The sequence below is a fragment of the Chryseobacterium sp. SIMBA_028 genome, from assembly GCF_046535285.1.
In the GTDB taxonomy this organism is placed as follows: Bacteria; Bacteroidota; Bacteroidia; order Flavobacteriales; family Weeksellaceae; genus Chryseobacterium.
Map to the genome: position 1 here is coordinate 163,112 of NZ_JAWRWZ010000001.1, position 18,436 is coordinate 181,547.

The 18,436-nt window shown below is 36.5% G+C and carries 14 protein-coding genes; 12 read left to right on the forward strand and 2 right to left on the reverse strand.

The features are described 5' to 3' along the window. The first annotated feature begins 31 nt into the window (after positions 1–31). Positions 32–802, forward strand: coding sequence for an MBL fold metallo-hydrolase (locus tag SCA31_RS00755; RefSeq protein WP_410694860.1), 771 nt, complete (start codon positions 32–34; stop codon positions 800–802). Positions 803–850: 48 nt separating this feature from the next. On the opposite strand, the gene SCA31_RS00760 is transcribed toward SCA31_RS00755, so the two are convergent. Beyond that, on the reverse strand, positions 851–2,056 hold the full coding sequence (locus tag SCA31_RS00760; RefSeq protein ID WP_410694862.1) for a CynX/NimT family MFS transporter: 1,206 nt from the start codon (positions 2,054–2,056) through the stop codon (positions 851–853). A gap of 71 nt (positions 2,057–2,127) precedes the next feature. Here SCA31_RS00760 and SCA31_RS00765 point away from each other — a divergent pair, with 71 nt between their 5' ends. From SCA31_RS00765 to SCA31_RS00790, 6 genes are all read left to right on the forward strand, one after another. Continuing rightward, on the forward strand, positions 2,128–2,934 hold the full coding sequence (locus SCA31_RS00765) for a helix-turn-helix domain-containing protein (protein WP_410694864.1): 807 nt from the start codon (positions 2,128–2,130) through the stop codon (positions 2,932–2,934). Positions 2,935–3,358: 424 nt separating this feature from the next. After that, on the forward strand, positions 3,359–3,967 hold the full coding sequence (locus SCA31_RS00770) for a hypothetical protein (RefSeq protein WP_410694866.1): 609 nt from the start codon (positions 3,359–3,361) through the stop codon (positions 3,965–3,967). A gap of 77 nt (positions 3,968–4,044) precedes the next feature. Continuing rightward, a complete protein-coding gene (locus SCA31_RS00775) occupies positions 4,045–5,649 on the forward strand; it encodes a Na+/H+ antiporter (protein ID WP_410694868.1) in 1,605 nt (534 codons plus the stop codon). Between the two features lie 88 nt (positions 5,650–5,737). After that, positions 5,738–6,919, forward strand: a complete 1,182-nt coding sequence (locus tag SCA31_RS00780) for an MFS transporter (protein WP_410694870.1) — start codon at positions 5,738–5,740, stop codon at positions 6,917–6,919. A 5-nt stretch (positions 6,920–6,924) separates the two neighbouring features. After that, complete coding sequence (locus SCA31_RS00785) at positions 6,925–7,668, forward strand: siderophore-interacting protein (protein WP_410694872.1); 744 nt, start codon at positions 6,925–6,927, stop codon at positions 7,666–7,668. A 52-nt stretch (positions 7,669–7,720) separates the two neighbouring features. Continuing rightward, complete coding sequence (locus SCA31_RS00790) at positions 7,721–8,290, forward strand: Crp/Fnr family transcriptional regulator (RefSeq protein ID WP_410694874.1); 570 nt, start codon at positions 7,721–7,723, stop codon at positions 8,288–8,290. A gap of 8 nt (positions 8,291–8,298) precedes the next feature. On the opposite strand, the gene SCA31_RS00795 is transcribed toward SCA31_RS00790, so the two are convergent. After that, positions 8,299–8,892: a LysE family transporter gene (locus tag SCA31_RS00795; RefSeq protein WP_410694876.1), complete on the reverse strand. Its 594-nt coding sequence runs from the start codon at positions 8,890–8,892 to the stop codon at positions 8,299–8,301. An 81-nt stretch (positions 8,893–8,973) separates the two neighbouring features. Between SCA31_RS00795 and SCA31_RS00800 the strand changes: the two genes are divergently transcribed. The 5 genes from SCA31_RS00800 to SCA31_RS00820 all read left to right on the forward strand — a co-directional run bounded on the left by SCA31_RS00800 (position 8,974) and on the right by SCA31_RS00820 (position 18,228). Further along, entirely contained in the window at positions 8,974–9,885 is a 912-nt protein-coding gene (locus tag SCA31_RS00800; RefSeq protein ID WP_410694878.1) for a LysR family transcriptional regulator, read from the forward strand. 86 nt (positions 9,886–9,971) lie between these two features. Beyond that, complete coding sequence (locus SCA31_RS00805; protein ID WP_410694880.1) at positions 9,972–10,304, forward strand: hypothetical protein; 333 nt, start codon at positions 9,972–9,974, stop codon at positions 10,302–10,304. Between the two features lie 318 nt (positions 10,305–10,622). Further along, complete coding sequence (locus tag SCA31_RS00810) at positions 10,623–14,960, forward strand: CusA/CzcA family heavy metal efflux RND transporter (RefSeq protein ID WP_410694882.1); 4,338 nt, start codon at positions 10,623–10,625, stop codon at positions 14,958–14,960. Positions 14,961–14,968: 8 nt separating this feature from the next. Next, positions 14,969–16,120 carry an efflux RND transporter periplasmic adaptor subunit gene (locus SCA31_RS00815; RefSeq protein ID WP_410694884.1) on the forward strand — a complete coding sequence of 384 codons (1,152 nt, stop codon included), beginning with the start codon at positions 14,969–14,971 and terminating at the stop codon, positions 16,118–16,120. Positions 16,121–16,419: 299 nt separating this feature from the next. Beyond that, positions 16,420–18,228, forward strand: a complete 1,809-nt coding sequence (locus SCA31_RS00820) for a hypothetical protein (protein WP_410694886.1) — start codon at positions 16,420–16,422, stop codon at positions 18,226–18,228. The last annotated feature ends 208 nt before the right edge of the window (positions 18,229–18,436 follow it).

Here is an 18,436-nt window from a genome sequence, read left to right on the forward strand (position 1 = left end):
ACCAATAGATTTGTATTACAAACTTAAACAAATGAAATTACAATTATGGCGCAATGCAACATTGCTATTGAATATTGACGGAACCTCTATCTTAATTGACCCAATGCTTGGAGAAAAAGGATCGTTAGGAAAACTTCCTATGACAGATAATGAATTACTGAACCCTTTGGTGGATTTGCCTTTCAGCAGAGAAGAACTGATTGAAAAACTAGAGAAGATAGATGCGGTAGCCATTACCCATTTACATCCGGATCATTGGGACATACAAGCTGTACAACTTCTTGATAAAACCACACCCATTCTTTGTCCTGAAAGCATTTCAGATCAGATTATTCAACAGGGTTTCAAGAATGTTATTTCAATAAAAGATCAAATCCTATGGAAAGACATTAATATTTCAATCACCAAAGGACAGCACGGAACCGGAGAAATCGGAGAAAAGATGGGAACAGTCAACGGATTTGTCTTTAAAAAAGAGCATCAATCTGTTTATATTGCAGGAGACAGTATTTGGTATGATGACATAGCAAAAGAAATTGATAAACATGAGCCACAACATATTGTGGTAGCAGGTGGAGCAGCCACTTTTTCAGTAGGGAATCCTATTATCATGACCTGTGAAGATATCCTGCAAGTTTGTGAGCATGCTCCTAAAGCAAGAGTCTGGGTTACCCATCTGGAAGCTGTAAGCCACTGTAAAGAAAACAGAGCGTTTATTAAAGGAAAAGTTATAGAAAAAGGATATGAATCCCAATGTTTCATCCTGAAAGATGGAGAAGAAGCTGAATTATCTTTTCATTAAAATAAATAAACCTTACAGACTTTGATATCTATAAGGTTTATTGTTTCATTAATCCTCCACATACTTATTTCTGGCAGCTCTCATTCCAAAATAAAGCATAATGAGTACTGCAATACTTAAAAAATAGAATGAAATATTCCAGGACACATCCCAGTCATGAAGCTTTCCAAAGATTGGAGGACCAAATGCTGCAATCAGATAGCCTACAGACTGAGCCATTCCCGAAATCTTAATGGCATTGATACTGCTTTTCGTTCTTGTAGAAAAGAACAAGATTGACAAGCTGAAAGACAAGCCATTGGAAATCCCTATAATCACTGCATTTACATAGATCCACTGTGATTTCAGGAAAACAAACATCAGGGTACTGGTGAACATCAATACACATATAAACAGAATCAAAATTCTTTGATCCTTCATTTTACTTGCAATGATAGGACAGCAGAACGTTATTGGAATCATGGTAATCTGAATAACAAACAAAACCCATCCTGCGCTTTCACCCGGCATATTATAATCTGCAAGAAATGAAGGCAGCCAGGCTACCATACAATAATAGAACAATGACTGTAGACCCATAAAGATACTGATATTCCATGCTTGTGCAGACTTAAACATATTAAAATCAGAAGTTCCCATTGCAGGCCTTGGCTGTCCCGAATTCTTTTTATTAAATATCATTTCCAGCATTAGTACAAAAAATCCCAAGGCTGCAATGACCAGCCAGATTCCCAGGGAACCACGCCATCCAAATCCGGTCCATTCTCCAATCCTAACACTAAATCCCGAAGCCAGTGCTGCCGTAAGATTCATAGCAACTGCAAATATCCCAGTCATCAAGCCAATCTGCTTTGGAAAATTATTCTTAACATATCCCGGAGTTACCACATTTCCAATACATATTCCCAATCCGATAAACACAGATCCAATGAATAAAAGGAAAAGAGATCCCGAAATCCTTAGGAACAATCCAAAACTTAAAATAATCAGTGAATACATCAAGAGTTTACTGATTCCAAGTTTATTCGAAAATCTGCTAACCAGAACAGAACAAACGGCAAACATAAAAAGTGGAATAGAGGTAAGCAGGCTAACCTGAAAATTATCCAGCTTCAAAGCCTCTCTTACGTCTCCAAGAACTGGAGAAACAGCAACAATAGGTGACCGAAGATTACTGGAGATCAGGATAACCACCAATACATTCAGGATCATTAAAACATAAGAAGCATTTTTTCTTACTTCGCTCTTCATCATGATAATAACTTTTATGCAAAATTAGTACAGTAATTTTGTTTAATTTTGCCAAAGTTTTAACCTAAAACGACATGAATGCCAACGACAGCATAAAAGTAGATGAACTGAACAAACCTTATTTTGTATGGTTTGAGGAAAACTGGATCCACGATGATGTTCTTCATCAGCACAAAAAAGGCCAATTGGTTTATGTTGAAAGTGGTTTTCAGTATATTACCATTGAAGAAAAAATCTATCTTCTTCCCCAAAATCATGCGGTTTGGATTCCATCAAATGTCATTCATAAAACCAATTCCCATTCTGAAAAGATCAAGCTGATGATCATGTTTGCAGACACAGATACTAAAAATCCCTTTTATGATGAGGTGAATGTATTTTCTGTTCCTCCTGTTCTAAGGGAAATGATAAAATATGCGGAAAGATGGTCTCAGCTCCTTAAAAAAGATCAGGATGAAACAATATTTTTAAAGGCTCTATTCAATGAACTTCCTCATTTTGTAGAGCATTCTCTTAAGCTACACATTTGCCTCCCAAAGGACAAGCGTCTCACCAAAATCATTGAACATCTTCATAATCATTACAATAGAGAGGTTGCAATAGAAAATTTAGGAGAAATGGCTTTGCTGTCTTCTCGTACTCTGGAACGTATTTTCAAAAAAGAAACCGGGCTGACATTGAGTAAATACCAACAAATGCTTCGCATCATTAAAAGTCTGGAGCTGCTCAGTTCAGGAACTCTTACCATTTCAGAGATCGCCTATGAAGTAGGGTACAAGAGTATACAGTCATATACCAGAAGCTTTCTGTCGGTTATGCAGTTCAGGCCTACAGATTTTATAAAAAACATTAATATAAATTCAGCAAAAGGGATTTATTAAATAATAAAAATTCATATATCCCTTTATAGAGAAGCATTTTCATTATTTAAAATCAAAGATATTTCACATTCAACATATTTCAATTATTAATATCAAATTAATAATTACTTTATTCATAAAAGCAAAAAGGTCCCCACGAATGGAGACCTTAAAAAAACACAAATGATGAAAAAAAATTATTTCGATTCACAAATATAAGCAAAATTTATATTATGCAGCGCATCATATGTGTATTTTTTTTAAAAATTATTTATTTTAATTAAAAATAGCTATTCTTCAACATATTGTAGTTTTTATTAATATTTTAAAATTTAACTAAACTTTATCTTATATCCACTGCTGGTTTAAAAATGAAGGCATAAAGTTTGGAGAGAAATAATTATTAAATTTTCTTTCGTTATTCCACTCATAAAAAACAGATTGTATGAAGCCAAAACAAATTAGGGGAGTCCCATTGCATAAGTCTGGCGGATTCCATGATACCGAAAGTACAAAACGATTTGATCAGGCTGTGATCTCATTGAAGTTTGAGATATTAAAAAAGAGATTTTTTTCTATTAATAAATGGAAAGACTATTGCGGGGAAGCCTTTGCTGCATTTAAGCTTTATGACTCTATCGGAATACCGGTAGATCGTGAACCCCAAAAAGGAGATTTCATCAGAATAAATATTCCCGGACCGGGAGAAACTGAGGCCAAAGGTTTCGATTGGGTAGAAGTCACAGATATTTGTTTCTATCAGGATTCTGTTTCTGAAAGCATTCTGATGACCTGCAGACCCTCGCAAAATCCTGTTGATAAAAAAAACAGCCACACAGCTCATTTTTATAGTTCCAAAGCCAGTTCCACTTTTATAATATGCAAAGGAACAGACTACTTAAAAGCCGCAATATATGGAAGAAATGAATCTCCTAACTTCAATGCCACATTTATAGATATCATCAGGAACATGATTATAGCAGCTGGCGGAATGATAGGAGTGGCAAAGATTCAGTGGAAACAGCTTGCAGAATCCTTTTTAGATTTCGATTAAAAATAATAATTGCTTTTTGACCTAGATCAAAGTTCTTAAGATATCAGCTTTTTAATTTCGCGGCTTATTATTAAGCTATGGTAGAACTTGAAAAAATCATCTGGATATCCATTATTTTAATCATTATTATTTCCGTTAAGGACAAGATCAAACTGGCTCTTCCTATCTTACTTGTGATTGCAGGGCTTATTTTAAGTCTAACCCAGCTTGTCCCCTCTATTGATATGAGCCCGGAAATGATCTTCTATGTAGTACTGCCTCCAATCCTGTTTGATGCAGCCTGGAATACATCCATTCCCGATTTCAAAAAGGAGCTTCCTAAAATATCCGTGTTGGCAATAGGCTTGGTCTTTCTTACAACCACTATTATTGCTCTGATTGTTCACACAATAATACCAGGGTTCACCTGGCCGCTTGCCTTTGTTGTAGGTGCCATTATTTCACCACCCGATGCTGTGGCAGCTACCAGCATTACAAAAACACTTCCGCTTCCTCAAAAATTAACAACCATACTTGAAGGAGAAAGTCTGCTGAATGATGCCTCTGCCCTGATTGCTTATAAATGTGCAGTTATAGCCATTACCAGTGGCGTATTTTCCTTTTGGAGTGCAGGAATACAGTTTATCAGTAATAGTGTTGGCGGACTAGTTATCGGGCTTATCATGGGTTTTGTCTTCTTAAAATTACACAGATTCTTTAATGGTAACAGCAGCGTAGAAACCTTTGCTGTCATTCTCCTTCCTTTTGCAGCCTACAGTCTTGCAGAACATTTAGGATATTCCGGGGTACTGGCAGTGGTCATTTTAGGAATGTTTCTTTCATGGAATTCAATTTCGTTGTTCAAAACCGAAAGCAGAATGCAGATGAGTCATTTTTGGGATGTTATGATCTTTGTGCTAAATGGTCTCATTTTTTTGATCCTTGGAATGCAGCTTCCGGCCATTATCTCCAATATTCCTGCAACTGAAATTCCTGTTCTTATTCTTTATGGCCTTTTAATTTTCATTATTCTCGTTGTAATAAGACTGGCTGTACTTTCCTTATTTCCTGTTTTTTCAAATAATGAAACTGGAAAAACAAGCGGCTTTCTCACCCAATCCAAAAAAGAATATATCATCCTGTCCTGGTCCGGAATGCGTGGTGTTGTTTCTCTGGCTGCAGCACTGGCATTACCAATCAGGGATGACCATGGAACTATTATTGAGCAAAGAGATACCATCCTATTTATATCTTTTGTGGTTATTATTTTCACGTTGCTAATTCAGGGGTTAACATTACCAAGATTAATCAGCCTGATAAAACCGTCTACATCAGACAAGCAGGAAGAAAAAGATCTGAACAAACTTCTTTTAAAAGAATCTGTTTCTTTTTTACATGATTTCACTCCAAATAATAACATTACTGTAAATGCCTTAGAAAGTATGATTAAAAAACTTGAAAGAGAGCAGTTTCAATTGTCAAATAATAATACAGAAAAATCATTGTCACATCATACAGAATGGAAAAAGTCCTATTTTGACGTAGAACTGAAATTAGCTGAATACCAAAGACAATCTTTGATAAAAGCCTACCATATGGGAGATTTTTCCCTTGAAACCATTCGTAAAAAAGAGATGGAACTTGATTTCTGGACAACAACTATTCATCACGAAATAGAAAACATAGATCAATATTCTGAATAACTATCGTACTGTTTTCTTTTTTGATCTATATCAAAGTTTGATGTTGGGTAGAAAAAGACATTTGCACCAGAATATTTTAAACAAATTTATGAGTACAACATTAGAAAAAAGACAAACCATTAATTTCTATAAGGCAATCATTCCCATTATTATTTCAGTATTTGGAGTATATCTTACCATAGGAATTGCATTAGGAGTACTTCCGAAGTTTGTCCAAAGCAATTTAGGATTTGATAGTATTATTGTAGGGCTGGTTATTGGTCTTCAATCATTGTCTACCCTTATTACCCGCGCTTATTCTGGAAAAATAACCGATACAAAAGGGGCCAAAAACAGTAAGATGTCCGGAGTTATATTGGCGGTTGTTGCCGGAGTCATTTATATTTTGGCAATATCATTTCAGGTTGACAGGTATTGGGCCCTTGCTTTGCTACTGTTGGCAAGAATAATTCATGGCATAGGAGAGAGTTTTCTGGTTACGGGAGCATTAACCTGGGGAATAGGCCTTGTTGGACATTCAAACTCAGGAAAAGTAATGACATGGAATGGGATTGCGATGTATGCAGGAATTACAATTGGTGCCCCAATGAGCATCTGGCTGAGCAAAGAATACAGCATATTACCTGCGTTTATCCTTATTGCATTACTTCCCATTGTAAGTTGGTTCTCTACAGCAAAGCTTCCTTCAATTCCTGTGGATAAAGATCACATCAGAACTCCTTTCTACAAGGTTATCAGAGCTATAGCTGGTCAGGGATTAAGTCTTGCATTCTCCTCAATGGCTTTTGGATGCATCGCTTCTTTTATTGCCTTGTTCTTTATTGAAAAAAACTGGGGTGATGCTTCACTTGCATTCATAACCTTCGGGATATGCTATGTTCTTACCAGAATCTTTTTCGCTTCTTTTCCTGACAAATATGGAGGCTTCAAAATTGCCTTCATTTCTTTAATGATCGAAGTAATCGGGCAAATGCTGATCTGGACATCTGTATCTAAAACAATAGCCATCATTGGGTGTGGATTAACAGGTATAGGATTCTCACTGGTTTTTCCTGCCTTAGGGGTACTGGCCATTCAAAAAGTAAAGCCGCAGATGCGAGGGACAGCCTTGGGGGCATATGTAGCCTTTGTAGATCTCTCATTAGGATTGGCAGGACCTTTGGCCGGATTGATAGCAGGCTGGCTAGACTATCAGGCCGTATACTTATTCGGAGGAATCAGCTGTATTCTTTCCATCGTTATTTTATTATTTAACAAAAATAAACACTGAAAATTATGATAACAAATCCAATGACCACGAAGAAAATACGTTCTGTATTTACTGTTAAAGATAAAACATTTATTACTCCTCATCTCATCCGTATTGTATTGAATATTGATGATAACCAGGCAGAATTATTAGCAAACGTACAATCCGGATCCAATAATAAAATCTTCATCCCAACTGTTACAGAAAAGAGCAGTGAACCCATTGTAAGAACCTATACCAATCGTAAAGTAGACCTTGAAAATCGTGAATTAATAATAGACTTTGTCTCTCACGGAGAGAATGGTCCGGCATCAGCGTGGGCGCTACGGGTTAATAATGGAGATACTCTGGAAGTAGGAATGAAAGAAGGCAAAAGACCTTTGGTTCCGGATGCAGATTTTTATCTTTTTGTGGGAGATGCGACAGCATTACCCGTGATCTGTTCAATCGTCGAGCAGCTTCCATCCTATGTAACAGCAAAGGTATTATTGGAAGTACATGGAAAAGAAGATGAAGTGATGATCTGTTCAGCAGCCGATATCTCTGTTGAATGGCTTCATAATCCTCAGCCTGAAAGAGGAAGTAGATTAGCAGAACTTGCCCAGCAGGCAGAAATCCCATCGGGTCTATTGAAAAGGTATGTTTATATTGCCGCTGAATATACTACGGTTCGGGACCTTCGCAGTTATTTTAAAGCAATTTTAAACTGGGATCCGAACGGGTTGTATGCCTGTTCATACTGGAAAGCTGGGCATGCAGAAAACAGATAGCAATACAGAATAAAAATAGTAAGCAAAGCCTTTTATCATTATTTTTGCTTACATGCAGGAACTCTTAGCTTCATATATTAAAAAAAGAATATCCGTAACAGATAAAGATCTGGAAACCATTCTTTCTTATTTCAAACTTATTCAGTTTAAAAAGAATGAAATGCTTCTTTCTAACGGACAAAACAGCCAGCGCACATTTTTCGTTGTGAATGGCTGTCTCCGTATATTTTTCATTAATGAAGAAGGGCAGGATTCTACCCGATATTTTGCATTTGAAAATCAGTTTGCAACAGCACTCACCAGTTTTATTACTTCTGAACCCTCCGAAGAGTTTATTGAGGCCGTGGAGGATTCAGAAGTATATTATATTACCCATAAAAATTTTTATCATCTCCTGGATATTATTCCTCAGTGGGAAAAATTTTACAGGATATATCTGGAAACAGCTTATGTAAATAATACAAAAAGGCTGATGTCTTTCCTTGTACAGGATGCCCTTGAAAAATACCGCCAGTTATTGGAGGAAAACCCTGTTGTTGTAAGAAGGCTTTCTAATAAAATGGTAGCTTCCTATCTCAATATTTCGCAGGAAACTCTGAGCAGGCTGAAATCAAGGCTTTAATCTATTATTTATAAGAACAAACTTACCGCACAATAGAGCAACAGGATCCCCATAATGATATTAACCACTTTGTAGTGCCGTTTCAAAAATTTATGAAGTTTCTCTCCGGCTACTGCCCAAATCCACGTAGCAGAATTTCCGACGAAAGAGAGTACAAAGGCAAAAACAAGAATGATCCATAACTGTTTGAATTGAGGAAAGATAAAACTGCTAAATGCTGTTATCCCATAAATAATAATTTTAATATTTACGAGCTGCAATAGAAACCCTTTCCAGAAATTTTCGGTAGAACTGGAAAAGGGATCATCCTGCTTGAAGCCAATCTCTGAGGGCTTTGAGAACATTACAGACCATGCAAGGTAGATAAGATAACCCGCTCCAACATATTTCAGGTAATTGAGAAAGAAACCATAGGAATTCAAAAGAAATTCTGTGAAAAAAGCCGTCAATACCATGACCAATGTAAACCCCGAATAAATTCCCAAAAGCAATGTTTTACTCTTTTGATATCCTAATTTCATACTGCTGTTAAGAGCAAGAATATTATTGGGACCTGGAAGAAGTGCCGTCAGTACACTGTAAATAAAGAATGAAAACCACATATTTTTTTTGACAAAATTAAAGAGAGAAAACACTTCAAACAATCGGAAATATTTATACTTTTACTTCGAAAATATTAAAGTATGGATATTCATCAGCTCAGAAGCTTCAAAACGATTGTGGAAAAAGGTAATTTTCAGGATGCCGCCCAAGAGCTCAATTATTCTTTATCGGCTATCAGCTATCAGATTCAACAACTTGAAAATGAAATAAAATTTCCTTTATTTGAGAAAATAGGAAGAAGAATGCTTCCAACAGAACAGTCTTTAAAGCTAATTCCCCACATTAAAAAAATAGAGGAAGAAATAGAGCAGATCAAACAGCTAAATTCAAAAGACAGAAAAATAGAGGGAAGTCTCAATATTTCAGTTTCTGACAGTTTGCTAACTTATATCCTGCAGCCTGTGCTCAAGGAATTTATTGAAACAGCTCCTGATGTAAAGCTCAAATTAAAGGTGAGAAACTGCTACGAAGTTCAGAAAGAGATTATTCGTAATGACATTGATCTTGGGATTCACTATCAGGTACATGGATATGATGATCAGATTAAAGTAACAGAGCTTTCATCTTTCACAGTGGGAGTTATGGTCTCCCCGGAATTCCTGGATCGGGAAAAGAATTTTGATAAAAAAGACCAGATAAAAACGTGTTCGGTGATTAATAATGACCCGAATGGGGTTTATCAACAGTATTTTGAAGAATATCTTAAGAAAAAAAATATAAAAACCGGACAAAATATTGAACTCTGGAGTATTGAAGCTATTAAGAAAAGCGTCATGAATAATCTGGGAATCGCATGTTTACCTCATTTTGTTGTTGAAGAAGAAATGAGAAAAAGAGAAATTGCAGAAATTAATATCAAAGGATTTCAGCGTACCATCACCATGATTACTGCCCATCATTCTAACAAATGGATCAGTCCTTCCATGGAGCTCTTTTTAAAAATTCTTAATCAGCAAATGACTGATACATCCCGAACAAACAGGAGAAATTAAAATAAAATTAACATCAGAGTCTTTTTAAAAAAAATTTAAGCCTTATATTTGCCATAATGTTAAAATGGTTCTCCATATTATGCTCGATGATATATGTGCTGGCTACCACCAATGCGGGGGAAGTATTAAAGGTGCCTATGTTTGTGGAGCACTTTATGGAATACCACGGAAATCTGTCAGAATTTGTCATGGAACATTATGACAACCACAAAAAGGACTCTGACTGGGATTTAGACCAAAAGCTGCCGTTTATTAATCCACCTATTGTATTAACTGTGCATGCCCAGCTTCCGGAACTTACCTTTGAAATCAAAAAACCTAAGGAAATCAAAATTCCTCAGAAAAATAGCATCTATCAGGAAAAGGATTTTTCAAACCTTTACCTTTCCAGAATTTTTCAGCCTCCACGGCTTTCATAATTGATTTTAGATTGAAAATTAATGCTTTAAGTTCTTTACTCAAAGCAGTCAATTCTTATTACGTATCAATAAATCTGTAGCCTTTTATTATTTCGATTGTATTTTTAATCGCAAGCTTTTATTTTAAGCACTTTATAACACTATAATAAGTTTAAAATAATGCAATCTAATGTTCCTCCAATAAGAACTGAAGGGAACTTTATACACACAAAGCTTATCACTTAAATACTTAAGTGTTCTAAATCTTCTGTGTTTTTTATGATTAAGAATGTAAGCAGCATCCAAAGTACTATAGGCTAGCAAATAATATATTTTTTCATGTTAAACAAAATCATTGAGTTTTCTGTAAAGAATAAGCTCATCATTGCTCTGTTCACCATAGGGCTTGTCCTCTTCGGAATCTATGAAACCACTAAACTCCCTATTGACGCACAGCCTGACATCACCAATAATCAGGTCCAGATTATCACTACAGCACCCTCTTACGGAGCCGCAGATATAGAACGTCTTGTCACATTTCCCATTGAGCAGTCAACCAGTAATATCAGTGGTATTACAGAACTTAGAAGTCTTTCCAGATTTGGACTTTCGTTGGTAACTGTTGTTTTTGATGATAATACCGACGTGTATTGGGCTCGTCAGCAGGTTCAGGAGCGCCTGCAGCTTGTACAGGACAATATTCCCGCAGGAATTGGGAAGCCGGAACTAGGACCTATTTCCACAGGACTGGGAGAGATCTTCCAATATGTGGTAAGAGCAAAAAAGGGTTATGAAAATGTGTATGACGAAACAGAACTCAGAACCATTCAGGATTGGGTGGTCAGACGTCAGCTACTAGGAACCAAGGGGGTTGCTGATGTCAGCAGTTTTGGAGGAAAGCTGAAACAGTATGAAATAGCGATCAATCCAAATAAGCTTCAGGCATTCAATATTAATATCAATGATGTATTTGCTGCTCTGGAAAAAAACAACCAGAATACCGGAGGTGCTTATATTGAGAAGAAAGAAACGGTTCTTTTTATCAGAAGCGAGGGCCTTTTGGGAAGTACAGAAGATATAGGAAGCATTCAGGTGGCAGAAACGAAAGATGGTATTCCTGTTCATATTAAAGATGTAGCATCCGTAAAGATAGGATATGCAACAAGATACGGTGCTATGACCTATAATGATACCGGAGAAGTATCGGGAGCTATTGTTTTAATGCTTAAAGGAGAAAATGCCAACAAAGTCATCACCAATATCAAGCAAAGACTGGAAAAAATTCAGGAATCCCTGCCTGAGGGCGTTGTTATTGAACCATTCCTTGACCGTGCTAAAATGGTAAACAACACCATCAGTACTGTAAAAACAAACCTAATGGAAGGTGCATTGATTGTCGTTTTTATTTTGGTTTTATTTTTAGGAAACTTCAGAGCTGGGCTATTGGTAGCCTCTGTTATTCCTTTAGCCATGCTGTTTGCCATTATCATGATGAACATCTTTGGGGTTGGTGGTAACCTGATGAGTCTCGGGGCACTGGATTTTGGTCTTATTGTGGATGGCGCAGTGATTATTGTTGAAGCCGTCCTGCATCAGCTTGCTCACAAAAAACACTTTGGAAAAGATAATATGCTGAGCAAAAATGATATGAATGAACAGGTTTCAAACTCTGCTACTAAAATGGTAAACAGTGCTGTTTTCGGTCAGATCATTATCCTGCTTGTATATCTTCCCATCTTTACCCTTCAGGGAATTGAGGGAAAAATGTTCAAACCGATGGCTCAAACGGTAGCTTTTGCCTTAATTGGTGCATTTATTCTTTCTCTTACCTATATTCCAATGATGAGCTCTCTGGTATTGAGCCGAAAGAAAAAGGAAAAAGACAATATTTCGGACAAGGTAATGACCAAGGTAGAAATAGCACACCAAAAGTTCCTGATGAAAGCTCTTAAATACCAAAAAACAATCATCCTTGCCGTATTGATCCTTTTTGCAGGAGCCGTTTTTACCCTTTCCAGAATGGGAGGAGAGTTCATACCATCACTGGAAGAAGGTGATTTTGCGGTGGAAATGAGAATTCTTCAGGGAAGTAACATTAATGAGACCAAAAAAGTAACCACTCAAGCCTCCAGTATTCTTTTACAACAGTTTCCTGAAGTACAGAAAATCGTTGTAAAGATTGGAAGTGCCGAAATTCCTACAGAACCCATGCCCATGGATGCGGGAGATATGATTATCGTTTTAAAGCCTAAAAAGGAATGGACTTCTGCCTCGTCGTTTCCGGAACTTTCCGAAAAGATGAGTAAAGCCTTAAGTGTTATTCCGGGATTAACAACGAGCTTCCAGTTTCCTGTACAGATGCGTTTCAATGAATTGATGACCGGAGCCAGACAGGATATAGTCTGTAAAATCTATGGTGAAGATCTTGATAGTCTTACGACCTACGCCAAAAAATTGGGAAGCGTTATTAATTCTGTAAAAGGTGCTCAGGACCTTTACATTGAACCCGTTGTTGGTGCTCCACAGGTAGTCATTGATTATAACCGTTCAGAATTATCCCGATACAACATTTCTGTAGCAGAAATCAACAGGGTCATCAATATGGCTTTTGCAGGGCAAACCGCAGGAGCTTTATATGAAGGCGAGAAAAAATTTGACATTGTTATCCGCATGGATAATGAATATAAAAAAGATATAACAAGCATTCAGAACTTATTGGTTCCTACGGCTTCGGGTGAACAGGTTCCATTATCTCAGCTGGCTAAGGTAGCGCTTAAGAATAGCCCGAACCAGATTCAGAGGGAAGATACCAAAAGAAGAATCATTGTGGGTTTCAACGCCAAAGGAAGAGATGTACAGACTATTGTGGAAGAGCTTCAGCAAAAAGTGAATAAAAGCATTAAGTTTTCACCCGGATATACCGTTTCCTACGGCGGAACCTTTGAGAATTTAAATGAAGCCAAGGCAAGACTGGGAATTGCCGTTCCTATTTCTCTGGTAATGATTTTCCTGTTGTTGTTCTTTGCGTTTGGTTCTGTAAAGCACAGCTTATTGATCTATACAGCCATTCCGTTGTCCGCAATTGGAGGAGTGTATTTTCTTGCTCTAAGAGGAATGCCTTTCAGCATCAGTGCAGGAGTCGGGTTCATTGCCTTATTTGGAGTTGCCGTATTGAATGGAATTGTTTTGATATCAGAATTTAACCGATTGAAAAGTAACGGAATAACCAATACGAGCCGAATTGTGCTTATGGGAACAAGAATCAGGCTTCGTCCGGTCTTAATGACGGCTTTTGTGGCGTCTTTAGGTTTTCTTCCTATGGCCATAAGTAACGGAGCAGGAGCCGAGGTACAAAGGCCTTTGGCCACGGTAGTGATTGGCGGGCTAATGCTGGCAACCCTTTTAACCTTATTTGTACTTCCTATTCTGTACGTCTTATTTGAACATATTAATAAAGATAAAATGAAATTCTCTAAAAAAATAAACTATAAAAAACGATCTGTTTTCTTGCTATTAGTTTCTTTCGGAAGTATTCAGGCTCAGGAAAATATTACTTTTGAACAAGCTCTGGAAAAAGCAATTCAGCAAAACGGAACCTTTAAAAGCTCAAAATTAATCTCAGATTATCAGGAAAAATTAAAGGCCAGCTACCTTAATCTTCCTCAACTGGAAGTTACCGGGGCATTTGGACAGATTCAGGGAGAAGAAACCGACAATTCATTCGGAATCTCCCAGAAGTTTAGTTTTCCGACAGTTTATTCGAAAAGAAAGCAGATGCTAAATGCGGAATGGACAGCAAGTGTTATTAATCAAAACCTTACAAAAACACAGCTTACCAAAGAGGTTACAGATGTTTTTTATAGAATTCTGGTACTGAAGGAAAAGAAAAAAGTATTGGAATATATCAGCCAATTGTACAGTAATTTTGCCAATAAAGCCAGTTTAAGATTAAAAAAAGGTGAAGCCAATATTTTGGAGGAGTCAACTGCAGAAATCCAAAAAGAACAAATGCAGGTACAGCTAAATTCTCTTGAAAATGATCTGAATATAGCCATCTTACAGCTTCAGTTGCTTCTTCAATCTGAAAGTCCTTATCAACCCATTGCAGATAAGGCTGTTATGAATGTAGGACTTCAACTTTCTGAAGAAATGATTAAGCAACATCCTCAACTTCAATATTTGCAACAGCAAATCAAAATAGGAGAGGCGGAAGTACAACTTGAGAAAAGCAGACTGCTTCCTGAACTTATGGTAGGATATACCAACCAAAGCATGAAAAATATTAACAATAACCGCTTTAATTCCGTTCAGGTCGGAATAGGAATTCCATTATTTACAAAAGGACAGAGAGCTATGGCAAAAGCGGCACAGGCAAAAATTGCCATCTCTGAAAACGAATACCACAGAAAGGAAATTGAGCTTAAAAACAGATTGAGACAACAGATCAGCAACTATCTGAATCAACAGAAAATTATTGAAAACTACGAACAAAAACAGCTTCCAAAATCTGAAACCATCCTGAAAACAGCCCAGAAACAAATGGATGTAGGAGAAATTGATTATCTGAACTGGGTAATACTGGTGAATCAAGCCGTAAAAACCAAGGCCGATTACATTGACAGCCTTGAAAAGCTTAATCAGATTGGAGCGGAACTTAATTTCTTAATTTCAAAATAAACAGCATCATGCAATTCCGAAAAATATCAATATACAGTCTTTCCTTAGCACTTATCTTATCTTCATGCTCAGGAAAAAAAGAAGAAGAAAAAACGGTTTACGAAAACACAAAATTTGCTAAAGGGGCTGAAAACACGGTACATCTTACAGAAAAGCAAATTCAGTCTGTAGCCTTAACTACCACTTCCATCCAAAACAGAAACATGGAAAAACTGGTACGTTTGAACGGGAAAGCAGAGATTGCACCTTCCCACATCAGCTCGGTTTCAAGCATTATGGGAGGGCATATCAAATCCATCAATGTGATCAATGGAAGCCACTTCAGCAAAGGACAGGTATTGGCCGTGGTAGAAGACCCACAATTCATACAACTTCAGCAGGATTATCTGGTAACCAAGGCACAGCTAGAAGCAGCAAGATTGAATTTCAACCGTCAAAAGGACCTTAACACAAGCAAAGCAAGCAGTGATAAAACCATGCAAACCGCTCAGGCAGACTATTCTACATTGAATGCCACACTAAAGGGCCTTGAAGAAAAACTCCGAATGATAGGAATAAATGCCAAAGGATTAAACACTGGAAACATTAGGAGTAAAATCAATATTTACGCCCCGTTCAATGGTTTTGTAAGTAAGATTTTGGTGAATAACGGGCAATATATCAATCCTGCAGATACCTTATTTGAATTGATTAATCCAACCGGATTACTTCTGGAATTAAAGATTTTTGAGAATGATGTGAATGATATAAAAGTTGGACAGGAAATTTTAGTCTACAATAATCAGAAACCTGATCTGAAATCCAATGCTAAAATTGTAAGCGTAGTTCCAAGTATTGAAAATGGAGGTTCTGCAAAGGCTGTCGCTAAATTATCTTCCATTAATTCCGAATTTGTAAAAGGGATGTACATCAATGCGGAAGTTAATATCAGCAGCCGATACATCCAAGGACTTCCCAATGAAGCCGTGGTTTCCTTTGAAAATAAAAATTATGTCTTTGAAGATCTTGGAAAGGCAAAATATAAAATGATTCCTGTAGTTACCGGAATTTCAGACGATCAGTTTACAGAAATTGTAAAGGCAGATTTTTTAAAGGATAAGAAAATTATACAGAAAGGAGCTTACAGCTTACTGATGATGCTTAAGAACAAAGCAGAGTAGTTTTCCTGACAAATATTTTAAAGCAAAGGTTTTGTTTACTGTAACAGGTAAATAAAACCTTTTTTATTAAATAAGTATTTTCTTGGTTCTATGATTACAGAGAAAAAACGTTTTCCAGCAGAACCTCTTGAAACTATTTTCATTCTTTTTCATTTTTGCAGAATAAAGTGACTTTTAGCATATTTTCAAAATTACAAGTATTATTTAATGCATAATTTATTAAAAAATGATATTTTTAGCAGTGAATAGTTTTTAGGAATTTTTAGTTGCATTAAGTAAAAAACTTTTATTGAAACATAATGACAACTAAACCGTTACACAATTTTCATATTCCCGTAATGGGATTGGCTTATACCATAGACAGCCCGATCCGCGTTGCACAATATGGAATTTCTTCTGTGATTTCCATTATTGATGATGAAATCCTGGAAAAAATGAAAAACTTCTATACCAAGAAGTTTAATCTGGATTATCTGGGTATATCAACAAAAACAGAGGATTACAGAGCCAAAAGGGTTACTGCTTATCTGGACATGGTAGATGATATCGTGAATGAAAAATTCGAATCTTTCAAACAGGAAATCAGTAAAAATAAAGAAGCATTGAAAGACTTTATGACCATGCTTCCCAATACTTCAGATCTGAAAAACAGCCTCCAAAATCTTATCAGCCAAAAAGATAATTGGGGGGACAGCATTAAAAATTTCATAGAGGCCAATTTAATACCGGGAAGTATTGATGTCAATATCATGACAAAAGTTGATAAGGACAACTATAAGAAAAACGAGCAGCTTCCGGTGATGTACAATGATGCTCATGCCTCACTCCGCGGATTTGCCAATAGTAAATTATCTTCCTCCATGGTTCTTTCTGCCGGGATGAATCCTCGTTTATACAGTTATATGGAAGAATTCGATGATTTTTTCCCCAATGAAAATGGGATGTTGAAAAAGAAAATCATTCTTAAGGTGAGTGATTTCCGTTCTGCAATGATCCAGGGGAATTTTCTGGCAAAAAAAGGACTATGGGTTTCAGAATACAGAATAGAGTCGGGATTAAACTGTGGTGGTCATGCTTTCGCTACAGAAGGTATGCTTTTGGGACCTATCATGGAAGAATTCAAGCAGAAAAAAAATGAACTGATACAATCAGCCCACACATTAATGACCAATGCTTTGGAACAAAAAGGCAAGCATCTTGTCTCTAAACCTTTAGAGATGAAAATTACTGTACAGGGCGGTGTGGGAACCTCTGAGGAACACGATTTTTTGCTGGCTACCTATGATGTAGACAGTGTAGGATGGGGGTCGCCCTTTTTACTGGTTCCTGAAGCAACTTCTGTAGACACAGAAACCAGAAATTTACTTTTACAATCTAAAGAACAGGACTTTTACCTGAGTCAGATTTCACCGCTTGGCGTACCATTCAATACCGTAAAAGGAACTTCTAACGAAATATTAAAACATCAGAAAGAAGCAAAAGGGAAACACGGAAGTTCATGCCCAAAGAAGCTCTTAGCATTATCTAAAGAGTTTTCGCAGGAAGGGACATGTACTGCTTCCAAAAAATATCAGGATATCAAATTGGAAGAACTTTATACACAAAAGGAATTCTTATCTGCTGAAGAATTTGATAAAAGGAAATCTGAAATCACAGACAAGGCTTGTCTGTGTGTAGGACTTGTCAATGCTGCCTACATGGAGCAGGGGCTCGAAATCAAAGGCGAAAAACAGGGTGTGGTTATTTGTCCGGGACCGAATATCGCGTTTTTTGATAAAGAGGTTTCTCTTTCGGAAATGGTAAAGCATATTTATGGCAACACCAATATTCTTTCAGATATTCAGCGTCCCAATATGTTCATTAATGAGCTGAAAATGTATGTTGATTATCTGAAAAAAGAAATTACAGATACCTCCATACAGATAACCCATTCTCAATCCAAAAAATGGAATACTTTCAAAAAAAATATGCTTGAAGGGATAGAATATTATCACAATCTTTTTAAAACATCATCATTCTTCAGCCAGAAATTGCAAACCATCGATGATCAGCTTCAAGGGTATAAACTCATACTTACAGCTATTGAAATTCCTCAGGTCAAAAAGTAGGAGTATAATTTAAAGTATCAATTACGTTTATTTTATAATTTTATATTCAGAAAATCATAAAAACAGTCTTTATCTAAAGGCTGTTTTTTGTTTATAGTAAAAGTTAAAAAAACATTCTTGTTATAAAATAAATGAGTAAACACGGGCTTTTCCATTTATAATAACTATAAATCGTATGGTTATTTTAAATCTACATCCGGCTTAATAT

Excerpts from the sequence above, each read along its gene's own strand:
- SCA31_RS00790 (WP_410694874.1), top strand. The coding sequence starts at position 7,721 with ATGCAGGAACTCTTAGCTTCATATATTAAAAAAAGAATATCCGTAACA.
- SCA31_RS00760 (WP_410694862.1), bottom strand. The coding sequence starts at position 2,056 with ATGATGAAGAGCGAAGTAAGAAAAAATGCTTCTTATGTTTTAATGATC.
- SCA31_RS00780 (WP_410694870.1), top strand. The coding sequence starts at position 5,738 with ATGAGTACAACATTAGAAAAAAGACAAACCATTAATTTCTATAAGGCA.
- SCA31_RS00800 (WP_410694878.1), top strand. The coding sequence starts at position 8,974 with ATGGATATTCATCAGCTCAGAAGCTTCAAAACGATTGTGGAAAAAGGT.
- SCA31_RS00795 (WP_410694876.1), bottom strand. The coding sequence starts at position 8,892 with ATGTGGTTTTCATTCTTTATTTACAGTGTACTGACGGCACTTCTTCCA.
- SCA31_RS00820 (WP_410694886.1), top strand. The coding sequence starts at position 16,420 with ATGACAACTAAACCGTTACACAATTTTCATATTCCCGTAATGGGATTG.
- SCA31_RS00765 (WP_410694864.1), top strand. The coding sequence starts at position 2,128 with ATGAATGCCAACGACAGCATAAAAGTAGATGAACTGAACAAACCTTAT.
- SCA31_RS00755 (WP_410694860.1), top strand. The coding sequence starts at position 32 with ATGAAATTACAATTATGGCGCAATGCAACATTGCTATTGAATATTGAC.
- SCA31_RS00770 (WP_410694866.1), top strand. The coding sequence starts at position 3,359 with ATGAAGCCAAAACAAATTAGGGGAGTCCCATTGCATAAGTCTGGCGGA.
- SCA31_RS00805 (WP_410694880.1), top strand. The coding sequence starts at position 9,972 with ATGATATATGTGCTGGCTACCACCAATGCGGGGGAAGTATTAAAGGTG.
- SCA31_RS00785 (WP_410694872.1), top strand. The coding sequence starts at position 6,925 with ATGATAACAAATCCAATGACCACGAAGAAAATACGTTCTGTATTTACT.
- SCA31_RS00810 (WP_410694882.1), top strand. The coding sequence starts at position 10,623 with ATGTTAAACAAAATCATTGAGTTTTCTGTAAAGAATAAGCTCATCATT.
- SCA31_RS00775 (WP_410694868.1), top strand. The coding sequence starts at position 4,045 with ATGGTAGAACTTGAAAAAATCATCTGGATATCCATTATTTTAATCATT.
- SCA31_RS00815 (WP_410694884.1), top strand. The coding sequence starts at position 14,969 with ATGCAATTCCGAAAAATATCAATATACAGTCTTTCCTTAGCACTTATC.